Source organism: Noviherbaspirillum agri, from assembly GCF_054780595.1.
Genome location: NZ_BAAGWA010000004.1, coordinates 1 through 15,906, shown reverse-complemented (window position 1 = coordinate 15,906; position 15,906 = coordinate 1). Strand labels below are relative to the sequence as shown.

The following is a 15,906-nucleotide window of genomic DNA, read 5'->3' as shown; positions in this document are numbered from 1 at the left end:
ATTGCGAAAAACAATAGAAAAAGTACTTTTCGAGCCGGTTTTTCTGATGTACCGTCTTGCTGTTCAGAAATCTGAATGGCTCGGCTCAGGGCGAGTGTTGCAGTAACCTGATGTTTTTTCAATCCAGAGGAGAATAATTTTATGCAGTTCACTAAAAAAATGATTCCGTTGGCTGGCGCAATCGCATTTGCCTTTGCAGGTGCTGCATCGGCACAGGAACAGGTCGTCAGGATCGGCCACGTCGGCCCGATCTCCGGCTCCATCGCTCACCTCGGCAAGGACAATGAAAACGGCGCGCGCATGGCCATCGACGAGCTCAATGCCAAGGGCGTGACGATCGGCGGCAAGAAGGTGAAGTTCGAACTGCTGGCCGAGGACGACGCAGCCGATCCGAAGCAAGGTACTGCAGCAGCACAGAAGCTGGTCGACGCGAAGGTCAACGGCGTGATCGGCCACCTCAACTCCGGCACCACCATTCCCGCCTCCAAGATCTACAGCGACGCCGGCATCCCGCAGATCTCGCCGTCTTCCACCAATCCGAAGTACACGCAGCAAGGCTTCAAGACCGCCTTCCGCGTGGTGGCCAACGACGGCCAGCTCGGCGGCACGCTGGGCCGTTACGCGGCTGACCAGCTGAAGGCGAAGAAGGTTGCCGTGATCGACGACCGCACCGCCTACGGCCAGGGCGTAGCGTCGGAGTTCGTCAAGGGTGCCAAGGGCAAGGGCGTGCAGGTGGTGTCGCAGCAATACACCAATGACAAGGCAACCGACTTCAACGCGATCCTGACCGCCATCAAGGCAAAGAATCCCGACGTGATTTTCTACGGCGGCATGGATGCTGTGGCGGGTCCGATGCTGCGCCAGATGAAGGCACTCGGCATCAACGCCAAGCTGATGGGCGGCGACGGTATCTGCACCGAAAACCTGGTTACGCTGGCTGGCGATGCGATCGGCTCCCCGGGCCAGGTCGTCTGCGCTGAAGCAGGCGGCGTCGAAGAAGCGCAGAAGAAGGGCATGGACGACTTCCGCGCTGCGTACAAGAAAAAATTTGGTATCGACGTGCAGCTCTACGCACCGTACGTGTACGACGCTGTGATGGTGATGGTCGAGGCAATGAAGAAGGCCGACTCCGCCGAACCGAAGAAGTACCTGCCTGAGCTGGCAAAGGCCAACTATAACGGCGTGACCGGCAATATTTCCTTCGACGCCAAGGGCGACATGAAGAACGGCACCCTGACGCTGTACACCTACAAGGGTGGCAAGCGCGACGTGATCGCTGTCGTGAAGTAATCACGTCACCATCACATCAGCGCATCATTACGGCTGAAAGCCCCGGTTAACAACCGGGGCTTTTTTATGCTGAAATAAAAAAAGCGCCCTTGCGGGCGCTTTCCGTCAGGCTCAAACCTGAATTACTTCTGGCTCAGAACCCACTTCACCAAAGTGCGTGCTTCTGCTTCATTCACTTGGGCATTTGCCGGCATCGGGACCGGGCCCCAAACGCCGCTGCTGCCCTTCAGGACTTTTTGCACCAGATTGTTCTCTGCATCCTTTTGACCGGCATACTTCTTCGCCACGTCCTTGAATGCCGGGCCAACCAGCTTGCTTGCCACAGAATGGCATGCCAGGCAGTTCTTGGCCTTGGCCAGATCGGCATTGGCCATTGCTGCATTCGAAACCAGAGCGGCAGCTGCCGCAACTACGACCATCAAACGCTTCATACATCTCTCCCGAGTGAAAAACCGGAATATTTTAACCCAAGACATACCGTGTCTTAGTAACCTCAACGACAAATTACCACAAGCGCTTGACCTCGAAATTGACCGTTACAATCTTTCGCAATATCCTGCGGGAAATGGAGATGTCATGCCTATCATTATCGTTATCGTATTGCTATCAGTCCTGAAGTATCTGGAATTCGGTCCGGTTGCCGACATCTCCTGGTGGTGGATTGCCGGCCTGTTTCTGGTCGCGTTTATCTGGTTCGAGTTCATTGAGAGAATGCTTGGCCTCGACAAGCGCAAAGCCCACGAAGAACTGGAAAAGGCGCGTCGCGAGCGCGTCACGAAAGCTTTCAAGAAATAACAAAGGCGGCACATTGGCCGCCCTTGTCATCCGCATCAACTACTCGCCTTACCTTTTCAGTTGCGACAGGTCGCGCACTGCGCCACGATCGGCCGACGTTGCCAGTGCAGCATAGGCTTGCAGCGCCTGTGATACCACACGCTGCCGGTTTTCCGGCTTCCATGCCTTGTCGCCTTTGGCTTCCATCGCTGCGCGGCGCTGGGCGAGTTCCGCATCGCTGATCTTCAGGTGGATTCTGCGTTCCGGGATGTCGATTTCGATGATGTCACCATCGTTCACAAGCCCAATTGCACCGCCCTCTGCCGCTTCAGGCGACGCATGGCCGATCACCAGGCCGGAAGAGCCACCTGAGAAGCGACCATCGGTAAACAGCGCACATGCCTTGCCCAGTCCCTTCGACTTGATATATGAGGTCGGATACAGCATTTCCTGCATGCCCGGGCCTCCCTTCGGGCCTTCGTAGCGGATGATGACCACATCGCCTTCTTTCACCGCATCACCAAGGATGCCTTCGACAGCCGCATCCTGGCTTTCAAACACGCGAGCCTTGCCGGTGAACTTGAGAATGCTTTCATCGACACCGGCGGTCTTCACGATACACCCCTTCTCCGCCAGATTGCCATAGAGGACGGCCAAACCGCCATCCTTCGAATATGCATGTTCCTTGTCACGGATGCAGCCATGGGCGCGGTCGTTATCGAGCTTGTCGTAACGCTTGTCCTGCGAGAATGCGACCTGTGACGGCACGCCGCCCGGCGCCGCGAGGAAACGCTGGTGCACTGCCGGATCATTCGTGCGCATGATGTCATTGGCGGCAATCGAATCACCCAGCGTCTTGCTGTGCACGGTCGGCACACTGGTATCCAGCAGGCCTGCGCGCTCAAGCTCGCCGAGAATGCCGACGATGCCGCCAGCGCGGTGCACGTCCTCGATATGGTAGTCCTGCGTCATCGGGGCCACCTTGCACAGGCACGGTACCTTGCGCGAGATGCGGTCGATGTCGGCCATGCTGAAATCCACGCCAGCCTCCTGTGCTGCCGCCAGCAAATGCAGCACGGTATTGGTGGAGCCACCCATCGACACATCGAGCGCCATTGCGTTTTCGAACGCCGTCTTGCTTGCAATGCTGCGCGGCAGGACGGATGCGTCGTCCTGCTCGTAATAGCGTTTGGCGATCTCGACGACAAGGCGACCGGCGCGCAGGAATAACTGCTTGCGGTCCGCATGAGTAGCGACAATGGTGCCGTTGCCCGGAAGGGAAAGGCCGAGTGCCTCGGTCAGACAGTTCATCGAGTTGGCAGTAAACATACCGGAGCAAGAACCGCAGGTCGGGCAGGCGGAACGCTCGATGTCGGCAACCTGCGCATCCGAAACGGTAGGGTCGCCCGCCTGGATCATGGCGTCGATCAGGTCAACCTTGATGATCTTCTGCGTGCCTTCCTGCTTGCCGTGCAGCGCTTCGATCACCTTGCCAGCCTCCATCGGGCCACCGGACACGAATACCGCCGGAATGTTCAAACGCATGGCTGCCATCAGCATGCCGGGGGTAATCTTGTCGCAATTCGAAATGCACACCATCGCGTCGGCACAATGCGCATTCACCATGTACTCGACCGAGTCCGCAATCAGTTCGCGTGATGGGAGCGAATAGAGCATGCCGCCGTGGCCCATGGCGATGCCGTCATCCACGGCGATCGTATTGAATTCCTTGGCGACACCACCGGCGGCCTCGATTTCGCGCGCCACCATCTGACCAAGGTCTTTCAGGTGCACGTGGCCCGGCACGAACTGGGTGAAGGAGTTGACCACCGCAATGATCGGCTTGTCGAAATCCCCGTCTTTCATGCCGGTGGCGCGCCACAGGGCGCGTGCGCCGGCCATGTTGCGGCCGTGGGTAGTAGTGCGGGAACGGTATTGCGGCATTGTCAGTCTCCGGAAAAAATCTCGAAAATCCACCGGCAAGCCAGTAGAAGGCAATCAGAAACGGCTAGAGTGCCTTGCCCTTAGCTGTGTGTCAAATATATGATTCCTTGCTTATTAATACGGATTGCATATGAATATTGAGCTGCGGCAATTGCGTTACTTCGTCGCCGTTGCCGAGGAAAGCCACTTTGGCCGGGCGGCCGCGCGCCTGCATATGACGCAGCCGCCGCTGTCGCAGACCATTCAGTCGCTGGAAGCCGCCTTGGGCACGCCGCTGTTCGCTCGCACCAAGCGCAGCGTCGCCCTGACGCCTGCGGGCGCGGCACTGTTGCCGGAGGCCCGCCGCATCCTGCTGCAGGCGGGCGCCCTGCCCGACCTTGCCCGTCGTGCTGCATCAGGAGAATCCGGTTTGCTGTCGCTGTCGTTCGTTTCCACAGCCGATTACAGCATCCTGCCGCCATTGCTGCGAGAATTCCGCGAGCGCTTTCCGCAAGTGCAGATCGAATTGCGGGAGGCCACCACCGACGTGCAGCTCGAAGACCTGATGCAAGGCAGGATCGATGCCGGCCTGCTGATTCCTCCCCTGCATGACAAGGCAAAGGCCGAGCTTGATTACCTGACCGTCCTGTCCGAGCCACTGATCTTGGCGGCGCCGCACGGTACCAAGGCTTTGCGGGGCAAGGAAACAGTCTCGCTGAAATCCGTTGCCGACATGCCGTTGATCATTTTCCCGCGGCGCATTGCACCGGCATTTCACGACGCGATTCTTGGTTGCTTTCGTGATGCCGGGCTTACGCCGCGCATCGGGCAGGAAGCCATCCAGATGCAGACCATTGTCGGTCTGGTTTCGGCGGGCATGGGCATCGCGCTTGTGCCACAATCCGTGTCGAACTTGAAGCGCCCCGGCGTTGAATACAAGCTGCTGTCGGACCGGACCACAACAGTGGAGACTGGGCTGGCATGGCGGCGCGCCAACCAGTCGCCGGTGCTGCACACTTTTCTCGAACTCTTGCGAAAGAAACGATGCTAATTCACCCCCTTCCCGATCCGATCGCATTCTCCATCGGCCCTGTCTCTGTGCATTGGTACGGCCTGATGTACCTGGTGGCCTTTGTGCAATTCATCGTCCTCGGCCGGGTGCGTGCAGCGCAGCCCCACATGGCTGCGGTCGGATGGAAGAAGGAAGACCTGGACGACATGCTGTTCTATGGCGTGCTCGGCGTGGTGATCGGCGGACGGCTTGGCGAGGTGCTGTTCTATAACCCTGCCTATTACTTCAGCCATCCCTTGGAAATCTTCGCAGTCTGGAAGGGCGGCATGTCCTTCCATGGTGGTTTCCTCGGTGTGCTGATTGCCATGTCCCTGTGGGCGCGCAAGAGTGGAAAGCGGATCGTGGATGTCTATGATTTCATCGCACCGATGGTGCCGCTCGGTTACGCTGCCGGCCGCATCGGCAATTTCATCAACGCGGAACTGCCGGGCCGAGTCGCCGATCCTTCACTACCCTGGGCAATGATCTGGCCAAACGTCGACAACCTGCCGCGCCATCCTTCACCAATCTATCAGGCACTGATTGACGGCGTACTGCTCTTCATCATTCTCTGGATCTACGCGCGCAAGCAGCGCCCGCCTCTGGCGGTTGGCGCGATGTTTGTCGGCTTGTATGGTGCCGCTCGTTTCACCACGGAGTATTTCCGCACGCCTGACTACGAAGTCCATTTTGCCGGCTTCACCATTTCCGCCGGTCAGATGCTGTCACTGCCGATGGTCGCCGTCGGCATAGGCGTGCTCTTCATTACTTACCGCAAGTATCGGGCATAACCAATCATGTCTGGCATCCATGTAGAACGAGACAACGTCATTGCCACGGTAACGCTCTCCAACCCGGGCAAGCTTAACGCGCTCAGTATTGCCATGTGGGGTGAGCTCGCGCAGGCATTCACGATGCTGTCGCAGGATGAAGCGCTACGTTGCGTAATCGTTCGTGGGGAGGATCACAACTTTGCTGCGGGCGCCGACATCGAGGAATTTCCGACAGTGCGCAGCACACTGGAACAGGGCATGCGTTACCACAACGAAATTATCGCTACGGCATTGCAGGCGATCTCGCATTGCCTGCACCCGACGGTTGCGGCCATCGAAGGCGTCTGCGTCGGAGGCGGGCTGGAAATCGCCTGCGCATGCGACCTGCGCATTGCGGCACCCAATTCCCGTTTCGGCATTCCAATCAATCGTCTTGGCTTTCCATTGGCGCCGGGCGAGTTGCAGCATGTGCTGCAATTAGTGGGCAACGCAACGGCATTGGAAATCCTGCTTGAAGGCCGGGTATTCGATGCGGCAGAAGCCAAAGAAAAGGGCCTGCTCAACCGCATCACCGAGGATGTTCCCGGCGAAGCCCGTCGTACAGCACTACGCATTGCACAAGGCGCGCCACTCGCTGCGCGTATGAACAAGCGCCTGATACAACGCCTCGCCGCACAACCAGATCCTCTCAGCGAGCAGGAATTACGCGATGCATTTGCATTCCTTGAGTCTCATGACTACCGCGAAGGGGTGCAGTCCTTCCTCGACAAGCGCAAACCGACATTCTCCGGCAAATAAGCAAACCGAAAATGAACACCAACCTGTACGCTCTCTTCGAATCCCGTTTCCCCCAAGACCGAACAGCCTGCTGCATCGAGACGCACGACGGACTGTATTACTCATGGAACGATCTCGACCGTGCCACCGCTAAGATGGCAAATCTGCTGGCAGGACTCGGTCTGCCCAAGGATGCGCGCATCGCCGTGCAGGTGGAAAAATCGCCGGAAGCGCTGCTGCTTTACCTCGCGACGATTCGTGCGGGCTTTGTCTACCTCCCGCTCAACACCGCCTATCGCGCTGCGGAGATCGAGTATTTCATCGACAACGCCAAGCCGTCGGTCGTCGTGTGTTCGCCGCAAAACTTTGGCTGGGTATCGCAGATCGCATTTGCCCGCGGCACCAGCCATGTCTTCACCCTTGACGACGACCGCACGGGTTCCCTTCTGAATCGCGCTGCGTTGCAATCCAACAGCTTCGATACCGTACAAAAGCAACCGGACGACCTTGCCGCAATCCTGTACACCTCCGGCACTACCGGGCGCAGCAAAGGGGCCATGCTGACGCATGAAAACCTGGCATCGAACGCCAAAGTGCTGCAGGACTACTGGCACTGGCAGCCCGGCGACGTGCTTCTGCACGCGCTGCCTCTGTTTCATGTGCATGGCTTGTTCGTCGCATCGCATGGCGCGCTGCTTAACGGCAGCAAAATGATGTTTCTGCCGAAGTTCGACAGTACCGAAGTGATCAAGCACCTGCCCCGCGCAACGGTATTCATGGGTGTGCCGACCTACTACGTGCGCCTGCTGTCGGATCCGGCGTTCGACAGGGATGCCTGCGCCAATATGCGTCTGTTCGTTTCCGGCTCTGCTCCGCTACTCACAGACACATTCAACGCGTTCATCGAACGCACGGGACACACGATCCTGGAACGTTACGGCATGAGCGAAACAACGATGCTCGTCTCCAATCCATATGAAGGAAAACGCATCGGCGGCACGGTTGGCTTGCCGCTGCCCGGTGTATCAGTACGCGTCGTCAAGAGCGACGGCACGCCATGCGCAACTGACGAGATCGGTGACATCCAGGTCAAGGGGCCGAATGTTTTCAAGGGCTACTGGCGCATGCCGGAGAAAACTGCCGAAGAATTCACGTCCGACGGCTACTTCAAGACCGGCGATGTTGGCCGCTTCGATGCGAATGGATACCTGTCCATCGTCGGGCGCAGCAAGGACCTGATCATTTCCGGTGGCTATAACGTGTATCCGAAGGAAGTCGAGTCCTTCATCGATGAGATGGATGGCGTGGTCGAATCCGCTGTCATCGGCGTGCCGCATCCCGATTTCGGCGAGGCCGTGACCGCGGTCGTCGTAACCAAGCCAGGAAGCGTGCACAGCGAATCAGGGGTGATCGACTATCTCAAATCGAAGATCGCCAACTTCAAGGTGCCGAAACGCGTGTTCTTTGCCCCGGACCTGCCGCGCAACACGATGGGCAAAGTGCAAAAGAACCTGCTGCGCGAACAGTACGGAAAGGCCCGACTGGCCGTACTGTTCCTATCCTCAGCGCAGTGCCTTGTAAAGCATGTAGCCGGCCAGTGCGTAGAGCAGCAGCGCGAACACCTTCTTCAGTGTCTTCACAGGCAGGCTGTGCGCAGTCTTCGCACCGAGCGGTGCGGTAGTCACGCTGGCGAGCGACACGACCAGCAGTGCGGGCAAATAAATGAACCCCAGCGAGCCCGCAGGAAGATTGGGCTCCTTCAAGCCGAAATAGACATTGGAGAGCGTCCCGGCCAGCGCGATCGGGAAGCCGAGGGCAGCACTCGTCGCGACCGCATTGTGGATCTTCACATTGCACCATGTCATGAACGGGACCGAAACAAAACCGCCTCCCGCACCAACGAGGCCGGCCAACGCGCCGATGATGCCGCCAGCGCCCAGCATGCCGGGTGCCTGCGGCAGGCCGCGCGATGCTGCCGGCTTCTTATCCAGCAGCATCTGCGTGGCCGAGAACGCGACGAAGACGGCGAACGACAGTGCGAGCGCCGACGAGTCCATTTTCGACCCGATCCACGGCCCGATCCAGGAACCAATCAGGATGCCCGGCGCGAGCAGCTTCACCACGGGCCACAGCACCGCCCCGCGCGTATGATGCGCGCGCACCGACGACACCGAGGTAAACATGATGGTGGCCAGCGAGGTCGCAATAGCCATGTGCACAATGACATCCGGCGGGAACTGCTTCGCCGTGAGGATCATGGTCATGAACGGCACGAGCAGCATTCCGCCGCCAATACCCAGCAAGCCGGCTGCAAATCCAACCGCGGCGCCCAGCACCAGCAGTCCCGCGATCAGGGAGATGTCCATCGAGATGTTTCCTAATGCTATTGAATGTGCCGGATGATACACCGCCATTCTGCTGGCGTTACCGGGGTAATTGAAAGGCGGTTTCCCCGCTTGAGGATCTGCATGTCGGCCAGCTCGGGAATTGCACGAAGCTCCGCCAAAGACATCAGCCGCGTCTTCTGCAGCGCACGCACATCAACCAGTATCCAGCGCGGGTTTTCCTGTGTAGCCTTGGGATCGAAGTACTTGCTATGCAGGTCGAACTGCGTGGCATCCGGATAAGGCGTGCTTGCGACTTCCGCGATTCCTGCGATGCCCGGTTCCGCACAGCTTGAGTGATAGAACAAGACACCATCACCGACACGCATCGCATCACGCATGAAATTGCGTGCCTGATAATTGCGCACACCGACCCATGGCACGGTGCTGTCAGGCGCGGCGAGCGCATCGTCAATGCTCACTTCATCCGGCTCGGACTTCATTAGCCAATACTGCATGCACAGTCCCACAACGATAAGCATGCGCGCAAATGCAATCGCGACGTATGCCGCAAACACGACGCGCACAAAAAAGCGGCTGCATGAATGCAGCCGCTCGTGAATTAGCCCCGCCTGTGCCGTCTTTGCCGGCATCCCGAACCTTACGGTTCAAGGTGGTCACAGTTAGTTCAATTTCGGGTGCATCGGACTAGCGACGCGCACGCCCATCAAACAAAATTCCGCGACCTATGCACATAAATGGTTCAAGGAATATATGGCAATCGCGAACACGGCAGGAAGTTTTAGTGTACCCCAATCGTCCGGTATGTCAAAGACTTTGAGGGTGATTTGAAAAAAGTTTTCGACGCTCAGAAGAGGTTTTCTTGCGGTGCAAGTGCGACGTCAAGCACTGCATGCATCGATGCGATTTTCTGCTTGACTTCGGCAAGCGTCATTCCAGCAAAAGGTCCCTCTTCCGATTTCGTGGAGAGCAATTCGGCTGCGATGCCAAGTGCGGCCATCACTGCAATGCGATCATTTCCCTTGACCTTGCCTGCATCGCGAATCGTGCACATGCGATCGTTGAGATATTCAACGGCGTGCTGCAATGCGGCCTCCTCACCTTCCTTGCACGCCAGCCTATATGGCTGGCCCATGATCGTGACATCAAGCTGGATCATGCTGCCTCCTCATCCGGCTCATCGCCTCCCGTGGGGATCTTGTCCAGCAAGGCAGATACGCGACGGTATGCTTCTTCGATGCGTTTGGCGAGATCCTTGTTTTCTTCGGACAATGCTGCCAGAGTCAGTCGCAGATCAGCGTTTTCACGCCGCAGGGACTGTGCCAGTTCAGCCAGCTGGCTGACTTTCTCGGAAAGTTGATGAAAATCGGAAATCATGCCGCAACTATAGTGGCGCAAACGATTTTCCGTCAATAGATTCAAATACTTGGAGACGTTTTTTCAAGACAGCTCTCATCAAGCGATTGTTGCATTGGCGCTTGCATCGTCGCAGGGGAGCCAATAAAATTGCTCGCAATGGGGCGGTAGCTCAGCTGGGAGAGCGTCGCGTTCGCAATGCGAAGGTCGGGAGTTCGATCCTCCTCCGCTCCACCAGTTCCGACCAGCACCAATCAGCACCTGAGACCGGACACATATTTTTGCACCGGATGCAACGAGATGCATCCCATACAAAGTGCAAAGATATGCATGCGCACGCTTTGGCACGTCATACGAGGTCAAGCTGATCGAGCCCTGTGATATATACGGCGCTGTGCTTCCCAGTGAATTGCAAAAGGGAGCAGATGTTTTGAGGCAAAAAGTTAACAGCGAACCTATCTTTCACGATAAGAATTCGTCCCCTTGGAACCCATTCCGGCACTCATTACAAGAATGGCCAAGCAGAAAGCACCACAATGCGGCCGTGCAGGTATATTGATTCCTACCGCTTGTAGCCACACCGCGTCCGCGGACATCATGCCGTCGGCTACGAATCAGCAGGACGCTTAAATGTGCGGCTTGTAGCTATACCTCGGTTTGTTCGGCAATTTCAAGCGCGTCGTCAACCTCAATCCCAAGATACCGGACAGTGCTCTCAAGTTTGGTATGTCCAAGCAGGAGCTGCACCGCACGCAGGTTCTTGGTCCTCCGGTAAATCAGCGTTGCCTTGGTCCGTCGCATGGTATGCGTCCCATACGCAGCAGAATCCAAACCGATGGACTCCACCCAGGATTCGACAATTCTTGCGTACTGTCTCGTCGACAGGTGGGGAGAGCTCGTTATCCGGCTCGGAAACAAAAACTGGTTGCCGGCCAAGTGCGCCTTTTCCATCCAGGACGCCAACGACGTCCGCGTTTGCTCGGTGATCTCAAACTGGACCGGACGCTTGGTCTTCTGCTGCATCACAATCGCACGCGGCAGTATCCGGTTTCCTTGTGCGATGTCGCTAACTTTTAATCCAGTGAGATCGCAACCACGCAGCTTGCTGTCGATCGCCAGATTGAACAGCGCTAAGTCGCGGACACGCTTTTCCATCTGCAGTCGTATGCGAATCGCCCAGATCTCCTTGAGGCGCAAAGGCGCTTTCTGGCCAACCAGTTTTCCCTTGTTCCACGGGATATGCGTTGCCGCTTGGTGAAGGTTCGCTTCCATGGCATCCTCCCATTTCGGTTGAAAGGAATCCCATTGTGGGCCGATTCATTTGAATGGGCGATAACATGCTTAGAGCAGACATTCAGATTTAATCAGTAATCTCGAAGAATCGACCCGGAGCAGCCGTTCGATACCCGGGTGTTACACTTTCGTGTGACAAGATAACGCTGTGGAGATAGGGGCGTATGAATCAGCAGCAGCTTTGGGTGGAACCAGTAGGCGGGATCATTACTGCCCGCATTCGCGGGAAGTGCACCGAGGAGATAATGAGGGAGTGTCAAGAACGCGTACTCCTGCTGACGAAGGATACACGGCAGGTCAAAGTGTTGTATGACGCACTTGAGATGGAGGACCCCGGAGTGGACCTCGCCATCTTGCAGCAGCAAATGGATTCAGACGCTTGGAAACAGTTTGGACCGATACCTTTGCGACGAGCAATTCTCGTCCCCAATACTCGGATCGCCTTTTTAGCTCGGCTCGCATTCGGTCAGTTTGGTGAAGGCGCGTACCGTGTCTTCTATAACGACCTGACGCAAGCAGTCTTGTGGCTAGAGGAACGGCTTTAGCGATTACGCCCCTGCACCGACCCTCTCGCTTTTGGCCTGACGCAATGTCCGCTCGTGGCCGCCTGCTGCCCTTTGGCGAATTCTCTTGAACGTCTGCTCGTTTACCGAAAGCTGTCGTTCACCGGGCAATATTGGCTGACAGGAACCGGCCATTTGCTGACATTCAAGTACCTCTCGTAGTGCACGAAAGCAGACGTCGGTTCCACGCTCTGTTTCATGCTGTCTATCGGCGAGACTACGCCGCTGGCATCGGTCAAGCACTCCCCAAAAAGCTTTCCAGAGAACGTTTTTGCTGAGTCTCTCTGTCAGTTGTCGCGCAAATTTCGGTGCGCAAAATCTCCAAGAGGAATTGCGCAATAGGTAAGAAGGTATAGCCGGACGCCAAGTTAGCGACGATTCGGCCTGTATTCTTCTTCAACAGCTCGTTATGGCCTTACATCCTTTTGGGCAAAAGAGACATCCCCTATTTATGGGATAAATCCTAAGTTTTTCAAGCACTTACCGATTTATTTGTCTCTATTTCGTTGTCGATGCATCCCTCTAAGAAAAGCGTTTGACAGTAATGCAACGCTGTCATTAGCATTGCGAAAAATCAAACAATGGTCGGGAAGTCGTGATGGCAGAACTCATGATGTCGCCAGGAGGGAAACTACGACGCGAGGAAGTTTTATGGCTTCTCGGTAGCATCAGTGCGCTCTTTCGCATGCCATTCGATGCCGGGCTGGTAAGCCAGCAGTTCCCGCCGCCGTATAGCATCACGACATTCCACGAAATCGCTCGAACTCTCTCGCTAAAAACCGCTAGCTGCAGCACGACGAATATTGACTGGCAAAAGCTCCCTCTTCCGGCTGTGGCGTTTCTGAAGCAAGGAGCCGAACCTGCCTCTGCTGCCATAGACAATACCTCGCTTGCGGCCAGTGACGACAATGCCGGTGAAGACCTGGCCGGTGAGCTACCACCCAAGACCGCAGTCCTGATTCTTAAAACGGACGGCCATAAGCTCGTCTACTTCCGTTGTGGCGCACAAACGCCGGAAACCATCAGCGTAGAAGAGACTATCTCGAAGTTCGAATCGGACCTCATCCTAGTCGGCAAAGAGCCGACCACCGCTACTGGCGAAGAGGGTGACGTTCCTGGCTTCGCAACGCAGAAGAAAGAATTCGGCTTTCGCTGGTTTATCCCGGAACTCCTCAAGCACAAGAACATCTGGCGTGATGTGCTACTTGCATCGCTGGCGATCCAGTTAGTCGGTCTCACCACCCCGCTAGTCACCCAAGTCATTATCGACAAGGTCGTCGCACACCAGACGCAAAACACGCTGCTGGTACTGGGCATCGCGCTGGTGATGTTCATGCTGTTTACGTCAGCAATGACCTGGCTGCGGCAGTACCTCGTGCTGCATACCGGCAACCGCATCGATGCGGTCTTGGGTAGCGAAGTGTTCCGGCACTTATTGCGGCTGCCTCTTCCGTACTTCGAACAGCGTCCCACTGGCACCCTGGTTGCACGCCTGCACGGCGTGGAAACCATTCGCGAGTTCATCTCCGGCGCCGCTGTCACCCTCATCCTCGACCTGCCGTTCCTGCTGATCTTCCTCGCAGTGATGTTTGCGTATAGCTGGCAGCTGTCGCTGATTGCTGTTGGCCTGCTTGCGGTGGTTGCTGTAATGAGCGTGGCTATCACCCCCATCTTCCGTACCAAGCTCAACAAACAGTTCATGCTTGGTGCACGCAACCAGGCCTTTCTTACCGAATACCTGTCCGGTATGGCAACGGTCAAATCATTGCAGATGGAGCCAGATATTGACCGCAAGTACGGCGACTACCTCGCCGAGTACCTCGCGGCCGGCTTCTCCACCAAGCAGACGGGCAATACCTACAACGTGGCCGCCAGCACGGTGGAGCAGGTCATGACGATTGCCATTCTGGTCGTCGGTGCACTGCTCGTGATGCAAAACGACGGCTTTACGATCGGCATGCTGATCGCGTTCCAGATGTTTGCCAGCAGGATGAGCCAGCCGATGATGCGCTTGGTCGGTTTGTGGCAGGAATTCCAGCAGGCCGACATCGCCGTCAAACGGCTTGGTGACGTGCTGGACATGCCAATGGAGCCTTATGCGCTCACACCCAGCCGCGAATCAAAGGGTGACGGCAGCGTCGAGCTGGTGAATGTCGCGTTCCGCTATTCCGAACACCATCCCTGGCTCTACCGCAACCTGAACATGAAGCTGAAGCCCGGGCACCTTACGGTGCTGATGGGCCCGTCGGGATGCGGCAAGAGCACACTCGCAAAACTTCTGCTTGGCTTCTATCAACCGAGTGACGGGCAGATTCAGCTGGACGGCCGGGACATCCGCTATCTCGCTGCGAATGAATTGCGCCAGACCTTCGGCGTGGTGCCGCAGGAGACGGTGCTCTTCTCCGGCACGATCTACGACAACCTGGTGATGGCCCATCCGCATGCCAGCTTCGACGAGGTGATCGAAGCGTGTAAGGCAGCGGAGATTCACCAGGTACTAGACAAGCTGCCGAACGGGTACCAGACCGAAATCGGTGAACGCGGGACGGGACTATCCGGTGGCCAGCGCCAACGGCTGGCGATTGCCCGGGCGCTGCTGAAGAAGCCGCGCATCCTGATCTTCGATGAGGCAGTGTCCAATCTCGATCAGCAGACGGCAGAGCATTTTGCGAAGACCATCAACAAACTGAAGGGAAAAGTGACGATGCTGTTCATTACGCATCAGATTCCACGGGGGCTCCAGGTGGATGAGGTGATCAGCTTCAGCGGCAATCAGCAGACATTGAAGATGAAGGTAGTGGACGATGAGACAACGAACTGAAATGACGAATACCACTATAAATACTCTTAAATCAATACAACAATTTTCGCTATTTGCAGCCGTTACTTTTCTATTTCTATCCATTGTTTGCGCTTACAACGGCAACGGCGTGGATGCCTACCCAAGTACACGCATATTTAGGCCGCTGTTTGTTAGTGTTTCAAACGACGTATGGGGCGCCCGAGGTGTTCCTCTACTTCTTATTCTGCAATTGGTATGTTTAATGACCTTCTTTGGGATTGCTATTTATATCGGCTTGAAGATATTGCCGATCCCACTCTCAGAAAATGATAAGAAAGAGGTCATCACATCACCATACGAAGCATTCAACCGAATGGTTTTTTCTCGAACATTATTAGGAGGGGTAAAAAGGGCAAAAAATCAGATGCTCGATTTACGCAACCTAACGCCGACTTACACCGCAGATGTGTATTTAATTCACTTTGACGTTTCTGGGAAAAAGAACTTCCTTGCCTTCTTATTCATTTTCGGTTTTGTGGTTCCTAACTTCGTTAGTTTTTCCTCAAAGGCAGAATTTGTTCAGCTATTAATTAATTTCGCCCTTTTAAATCTCTATTTTTTCTTCTTGTATGACGTCGTCTTATTGGTGTCCAGCAAAATATTTATAAAAGGAAAGCGCAATGCCTAGAGGATCGGATGTTTTTGTAAAGATTTATACGGATGCTATTGCGAAAGCAGCCGATGAAGGGTCCGCCTTAGCTAGAGATCTGTCAAGACAGGCCGACGAGGTAATGGATATGGCCGATGTGAGCTCTGCAATAAGTGAAATCGCGGGAAATATAAATGAAGAAGGTAAGCGCCCGGCCATCCCGTCTTGAGGCTGGAGGAGCGTGAAGTTACGCGGCGGGACGCCAGCGATGCGGCAGGAGTTCGTCGATACGGCGGGCCGGCAAGGACGGCAAACGTTCCAGCACATCCT

16 protein-coding genes, 1 tRNA gene, 1 other RNA gene and 1 pseudogene are annotated in these 15,906 nt (G+C 56.1%); 11 read left to right on the top strand and 8 right to left on the bottom strand.

All coding sequences use genetic code 11. From position 1 onward, the window contains the following. Positions 1-141 precede the first annotated feature (141 nt). The gene (locus ACYVIA_RS08340) at positions 142-1,290 is read left to right on the top strand and encodes a branched-chain amino acid ABC transporter substrate-binding protein (protein WP_460839761.1); all 1,149 of its coding nucleotides are present in this window, start codon (positions 142-144) and stop codon (positions 1,288-1,290) included. Positions 1,291-1,412: 122 nt separating this feature from the next. Here the strand turns inward: ACYVIA_RS08340 and ACYVIA_RS08335 are convergent, their stop codons facing one another. Then, the gene (locus ACYVIA_RS08335) at positions 1,413-1,721 is read right to left on the bottom strand and encodes a c-type cytochrome (RefSeq protein ID WP_460839760.1); all 309 of its coding nucleotides are present in this window, start codon (positions 1,719-1,721) and stop codon (positions 1,413-1,415) included. A 145-nt stretch (positions 1,722-1,866) separates the two neighbouring features. Here ACYVIA_RS08335 and ACYVIA_RS08330 point away from each other — a divergent pair, with 145 nt between their 5' ends. Then, positions 1,867-2,085 carry a TIGR04438 family Trp-rich protein gene (locus tag ACYVIA_RS08330; RefSeq protein ID WP_460839758.1) on the top strand — a complete coding sequence of 73 codons (219 nt, stop codon included), beginning with the start codon at positions 1,867-1,869 and terminating at the stop codon, positions 2,083-2,085. Between the two features lie 48 nt (positions 2,086-2,133). Here ACYVIA_RS08330 and ilvD read toward each other — a convergent pair whose 3' ends face one another. Beyond that, positions 2,134-4,008, bottom strand: coding sequence for a dihydroxy-acid dehydratase (gene ilvD / locus ACYVIA_RS08325; RefSeq protein ID WP_460839757.1), 1,875 nt, complete (start codon positions 4,006-4,008; stop codon positions 2,134-2,136). 130 nt (positions 4,009-4,138) lie between these two features. Here ilvD and ACYVIA_RS08320 point away from each other — a divergent pair, with 130 nt between their 5' ends. The 4 genes and pseudogenes from ACYVIA_RS08320 to ACYVIA_RS08305 all read left to right on the top strand — a co-directional run. Beyond that, a complete protein-coding gene (locus ACYVIA_RS08320) occupies positions 4,139-5,038 on the top strand; it encodes a LysR family transcriptional regulator (RefSeq protein WP_460839755.1) in 900 nt (299 codons plus the stop codon). Further along, on the top strand, positions 5,032-5,829 hold the full coding sequence (lgt, locus tag ACYVIA_RS08315; RefSeq protein ID WP_460839753.1) for a prolipoprotein diacylglyceryl transferase: 798 nt from the start codon (positions 5,032-5,034) through the stop codon (positions 5,827-5,829). The genes ACYVIA_RS08320 and lgt overlap by 7 nt, the downstream gene beginning before the upstream one ends. A gap of 6 nt (positions 5,830-5,835) precedes the next feature. Next, complete coding sequence (locus ACYVIA_RS08310; RefSeq protein WP_460839751.1) at positions 5,836-6,609, top strand: enoyl-CoA hydratase/isomerase family protein; 774 nt, start codon at positions 5,836-5,838, stop codon at positions 6,607-6,609. An 11-nt stretch (positions 6,610-6,620) separates the two neighbouring features. Then, positions 6,621-8,117 (top strand): annotated as a pseudogene (locus tag ACYVIA_RS08305) (malonate--CoA ligase); the annotation flags it as partial. A 33-nt stretch (positions 8,118-8,150) separates the two neighbouring features. Here ACYVIA_RS08305 and ACYVIA_RS08300 read toward each other — a convergent pair. From ACYVIA_RS08300 to ACYVIA_RS08280, 5 genes are all read right to left on the bottom strand, one after another. Continuing rightward, complete coding sequence (locus ACYVIA_RS08300) at positions 8,151-8,954, bottom strand: sulfite exporter TauE/SafE family protein (protein WP_460840511.1); 804 nt, start codon at positions 8,952-8,954, stop codon at positions 8,151-8,153. A 17-nt stretch (positions 8,955-8,971) separates the two neighbouring features. Then, positions 8,972-9,430 (bottom strand): EVE domain-containing protein, encoded by a 459-nt coding sequence (locus ACYVIA_RS08295; protein ID WP_460839750.1) that lies wholly within the window; start codon positions 9,428-9,430, stop codon positions 8,972-8,974. 103 nt (positions 9,431-9,533) lie between these two features. Further along, positions 9,534-9,714, bottom strand: a non-coding RNA gene (gene ssrS, locus ACYVIA_RS08290) — 6S RNA. 66 nt (positions 9,715-9,780) lie between these two features. Beyond that, positions 9,781-10,092, bottom strand: coding sequence for a cell division protein ZapA (locus ACYVIA_RS08285; RefSeq protein WP_460839748.1), 312 nt, complete (start codon positions 10,090-10,092; stop codon positions 9,781-9,783). After that, positions 10,089-10,331 (bottom strand): DUF904 domain-containing protein, encoded by a 243-nt coding sequence (locus tag ACYVIA_RS08280; protein WP_460839747.1) that lies wholly within the window; start codon positions 10,329-10,331, stop codon positions 10,089-10,091. The genes ACYVIA_RS08285 and ACYVIA_RS08280 overlap by 4 nt, the downstream gene beginning before the upstream one ends. Positions 10,332-10,450: 119 nt before the next feature. Between ACYVIA_RS08280 and ACYVIA_RS08275 the strand changes: the two genes are divergently transcribed. Then, a tRNA-Ala gene (locus ACYVIA_RS08275) sits at positions 10,451-10,526 on the top strand. A 408-nt stretch (positions 10,527-10,934) separates the two neighbouring features. Here ACYVIA_RS08275 and ACYVIA_RS08270 read toward each other — a convergent pair. Beyond that, positions 10,935-11,561 (bottom strand): tyrosine-type recombinase/integrase, encoded by a 627-nt coding sequence (locus ACYVIA_RS08270; RefSeq protein ID WP_460839745.1) that lies wholly within the window; start codon positions 11,559-11,561, stop codon positions 10,935-10,937. Between the two features lie 185 nt (positions 11,562-11,746). Between ACYVIA_RS08270 and ACYVIA_RS08265 the strand changes: the two genes are divergently transcribed. From ACYVIA_RS08265 to ACYVIA_RS08250, 4 genes are all read left to right on the top strand, one after another. Next, entirely contained in the window at positions 11,747-12,127 is a 381-nt protein-coding gene (locus tag ACYVIA_RS08265) for a SpoIIAA family protein (protein WP_460839743.1), read from the top strand. A 616-nt stretch (positions 12,128-12,743) separates the two neighbouring features. Next, complete coding sequence (locus tag ACYVIA_RS08260) at positions 12,744-14,966, top strand: peptidase domain-containing ABC transporter (protein ID WP_460839741.1); 2,223 nt, start codon at positions 12,744-12,746, stop codon at positions 14,964-14,966. 1 nt (position 14,967) lies between these two features. Next, complete coding sequence (locus tag ACYVIA_RS08255) at positions 14,968-15,615, top strand: hypothetical protein (RefSeq protein ID WP_460839739.1); 648 nt, start codon at positions 14,968-14,970, stop codon at positions 15,613-15,615. Next, positions 15,608-15,805 (top strand): hypothetical protein, encoded by a 198-nt coding sequence (locus ACYVIA_RS08250; RefSeq protein ID WP_460839737.1) that lies wholly within the window; start codon positions 15,608-15,610, stop codon positions 15,803-15,805. The genes ACYVIA_RS08255 and ACYVIA_RS08250 overlap by 8 nt, the downstream gene beginning before the upstream one ends. The last annotated feature ends 101 nt before the right edge of the window (positions 15,806-15,906 follow it).

Coding starts and splice junctions, on each gene's coding strand:
- ACYVIA_RS08340 (WP_460839761.1), top strand. CDS start 142: ATGCAGTTCACTAAAAAAATGATTCCGTTGGCTGGCGCAATCGCATTT.
- ACYVIA_RS08300 (WP_460840511.1), bottom strand. CDS start 8,954: ATGGACATCTCCCTGATCGCGGGACTGCTGGTGCTGGGCGCCGCGGTT.
- ACYVIA_RS08310 (WP_460839751.1), top strand. CDS start 5,836: ATGTCTGGCATCCATGTAGAACGAGACAACGTCATTGCCACGGTAACG.
- lgt (WP_460839753.1), top strand. CDS start 5,032: ATGCTAATTCACCCCCTTCCCGATCCGATCGCATTCTCCATCGGCCCT.
- ACYVIA_RS08255 (WP_460839739.1), top strand. CDS start 14,968: ATGACGAATACCACTATAAATACTCTTAAATCAATACAACAATTTTCG.
- ACYVIA_RS08285 (WP_460839748.1), bottom strand. CDS start 10,092: ATGATCCAGCTTGATGTCACGATCATGGGCCAGCCATATAGGCTGGCG.
- ilvD (WP_460839757.1), bottom strand. CDS start 4,008: ATGCCGCAATACCGTTCCCGCACTACTACCCACGGCCGCAACATGGCC.
- ACYVIA_RS08260 (WP_460839741.1), top strand. CDS start 12,744: ATGGCAGAACTCATGATGTCGCCAGGAGGGAAACTACGACGCGAGGAA.
- ACYVIA_RS08265 (WP_460839743.1), top strand. CDS start 11,747: ATGAATCAGCAGCAGCTTTGGGTGGAACCAGTAGGCGGGATCATTACT.
- ACYVIA_RS08295 (WP_460839750.1), bottom strand. CDS start 9,430: ATGCAGTATTGGCTAATGAAGTCCGAGCCGGATGAAGTGAGCATTGAC.
- ACYVIA_RS08270 (WP_460839745.1), bottom strand. CDS start 11,561: ATGGAAGCGAACCTTCACCAAGCGGCAACGCATATCCCGTGGAACAAG.
- ACYVIA_RS08335 (WP_460839760.1), bottom strand. CDS start 1,721: ATGAAGCGTTTGATGGTCGTAGTTGCGGCAGCTGCCGCTCTGGTTTCG.
- ACYVIA_RS08320 (WP_460839755.1), top strand. CDS start 4,139: ATGAATATTGAGCTGCGGCAATTGCGTTACTTCGTCGCCGTTGCCGAG.
- ACYVIA_RS08250 (WP_460839737.1), top strand. CDS start 15,608: ATGCCTAGAGGATCGGATGTTTTTGTAAAGATTTATACGGATGCTATT.
- ACYVIA_RS08330 (WP_460839758.1), top strand. CDS start 1,867: ATGCCTATCATTATCGTTATCGTATTGCTATCAGTCCTGAAGTATCTG.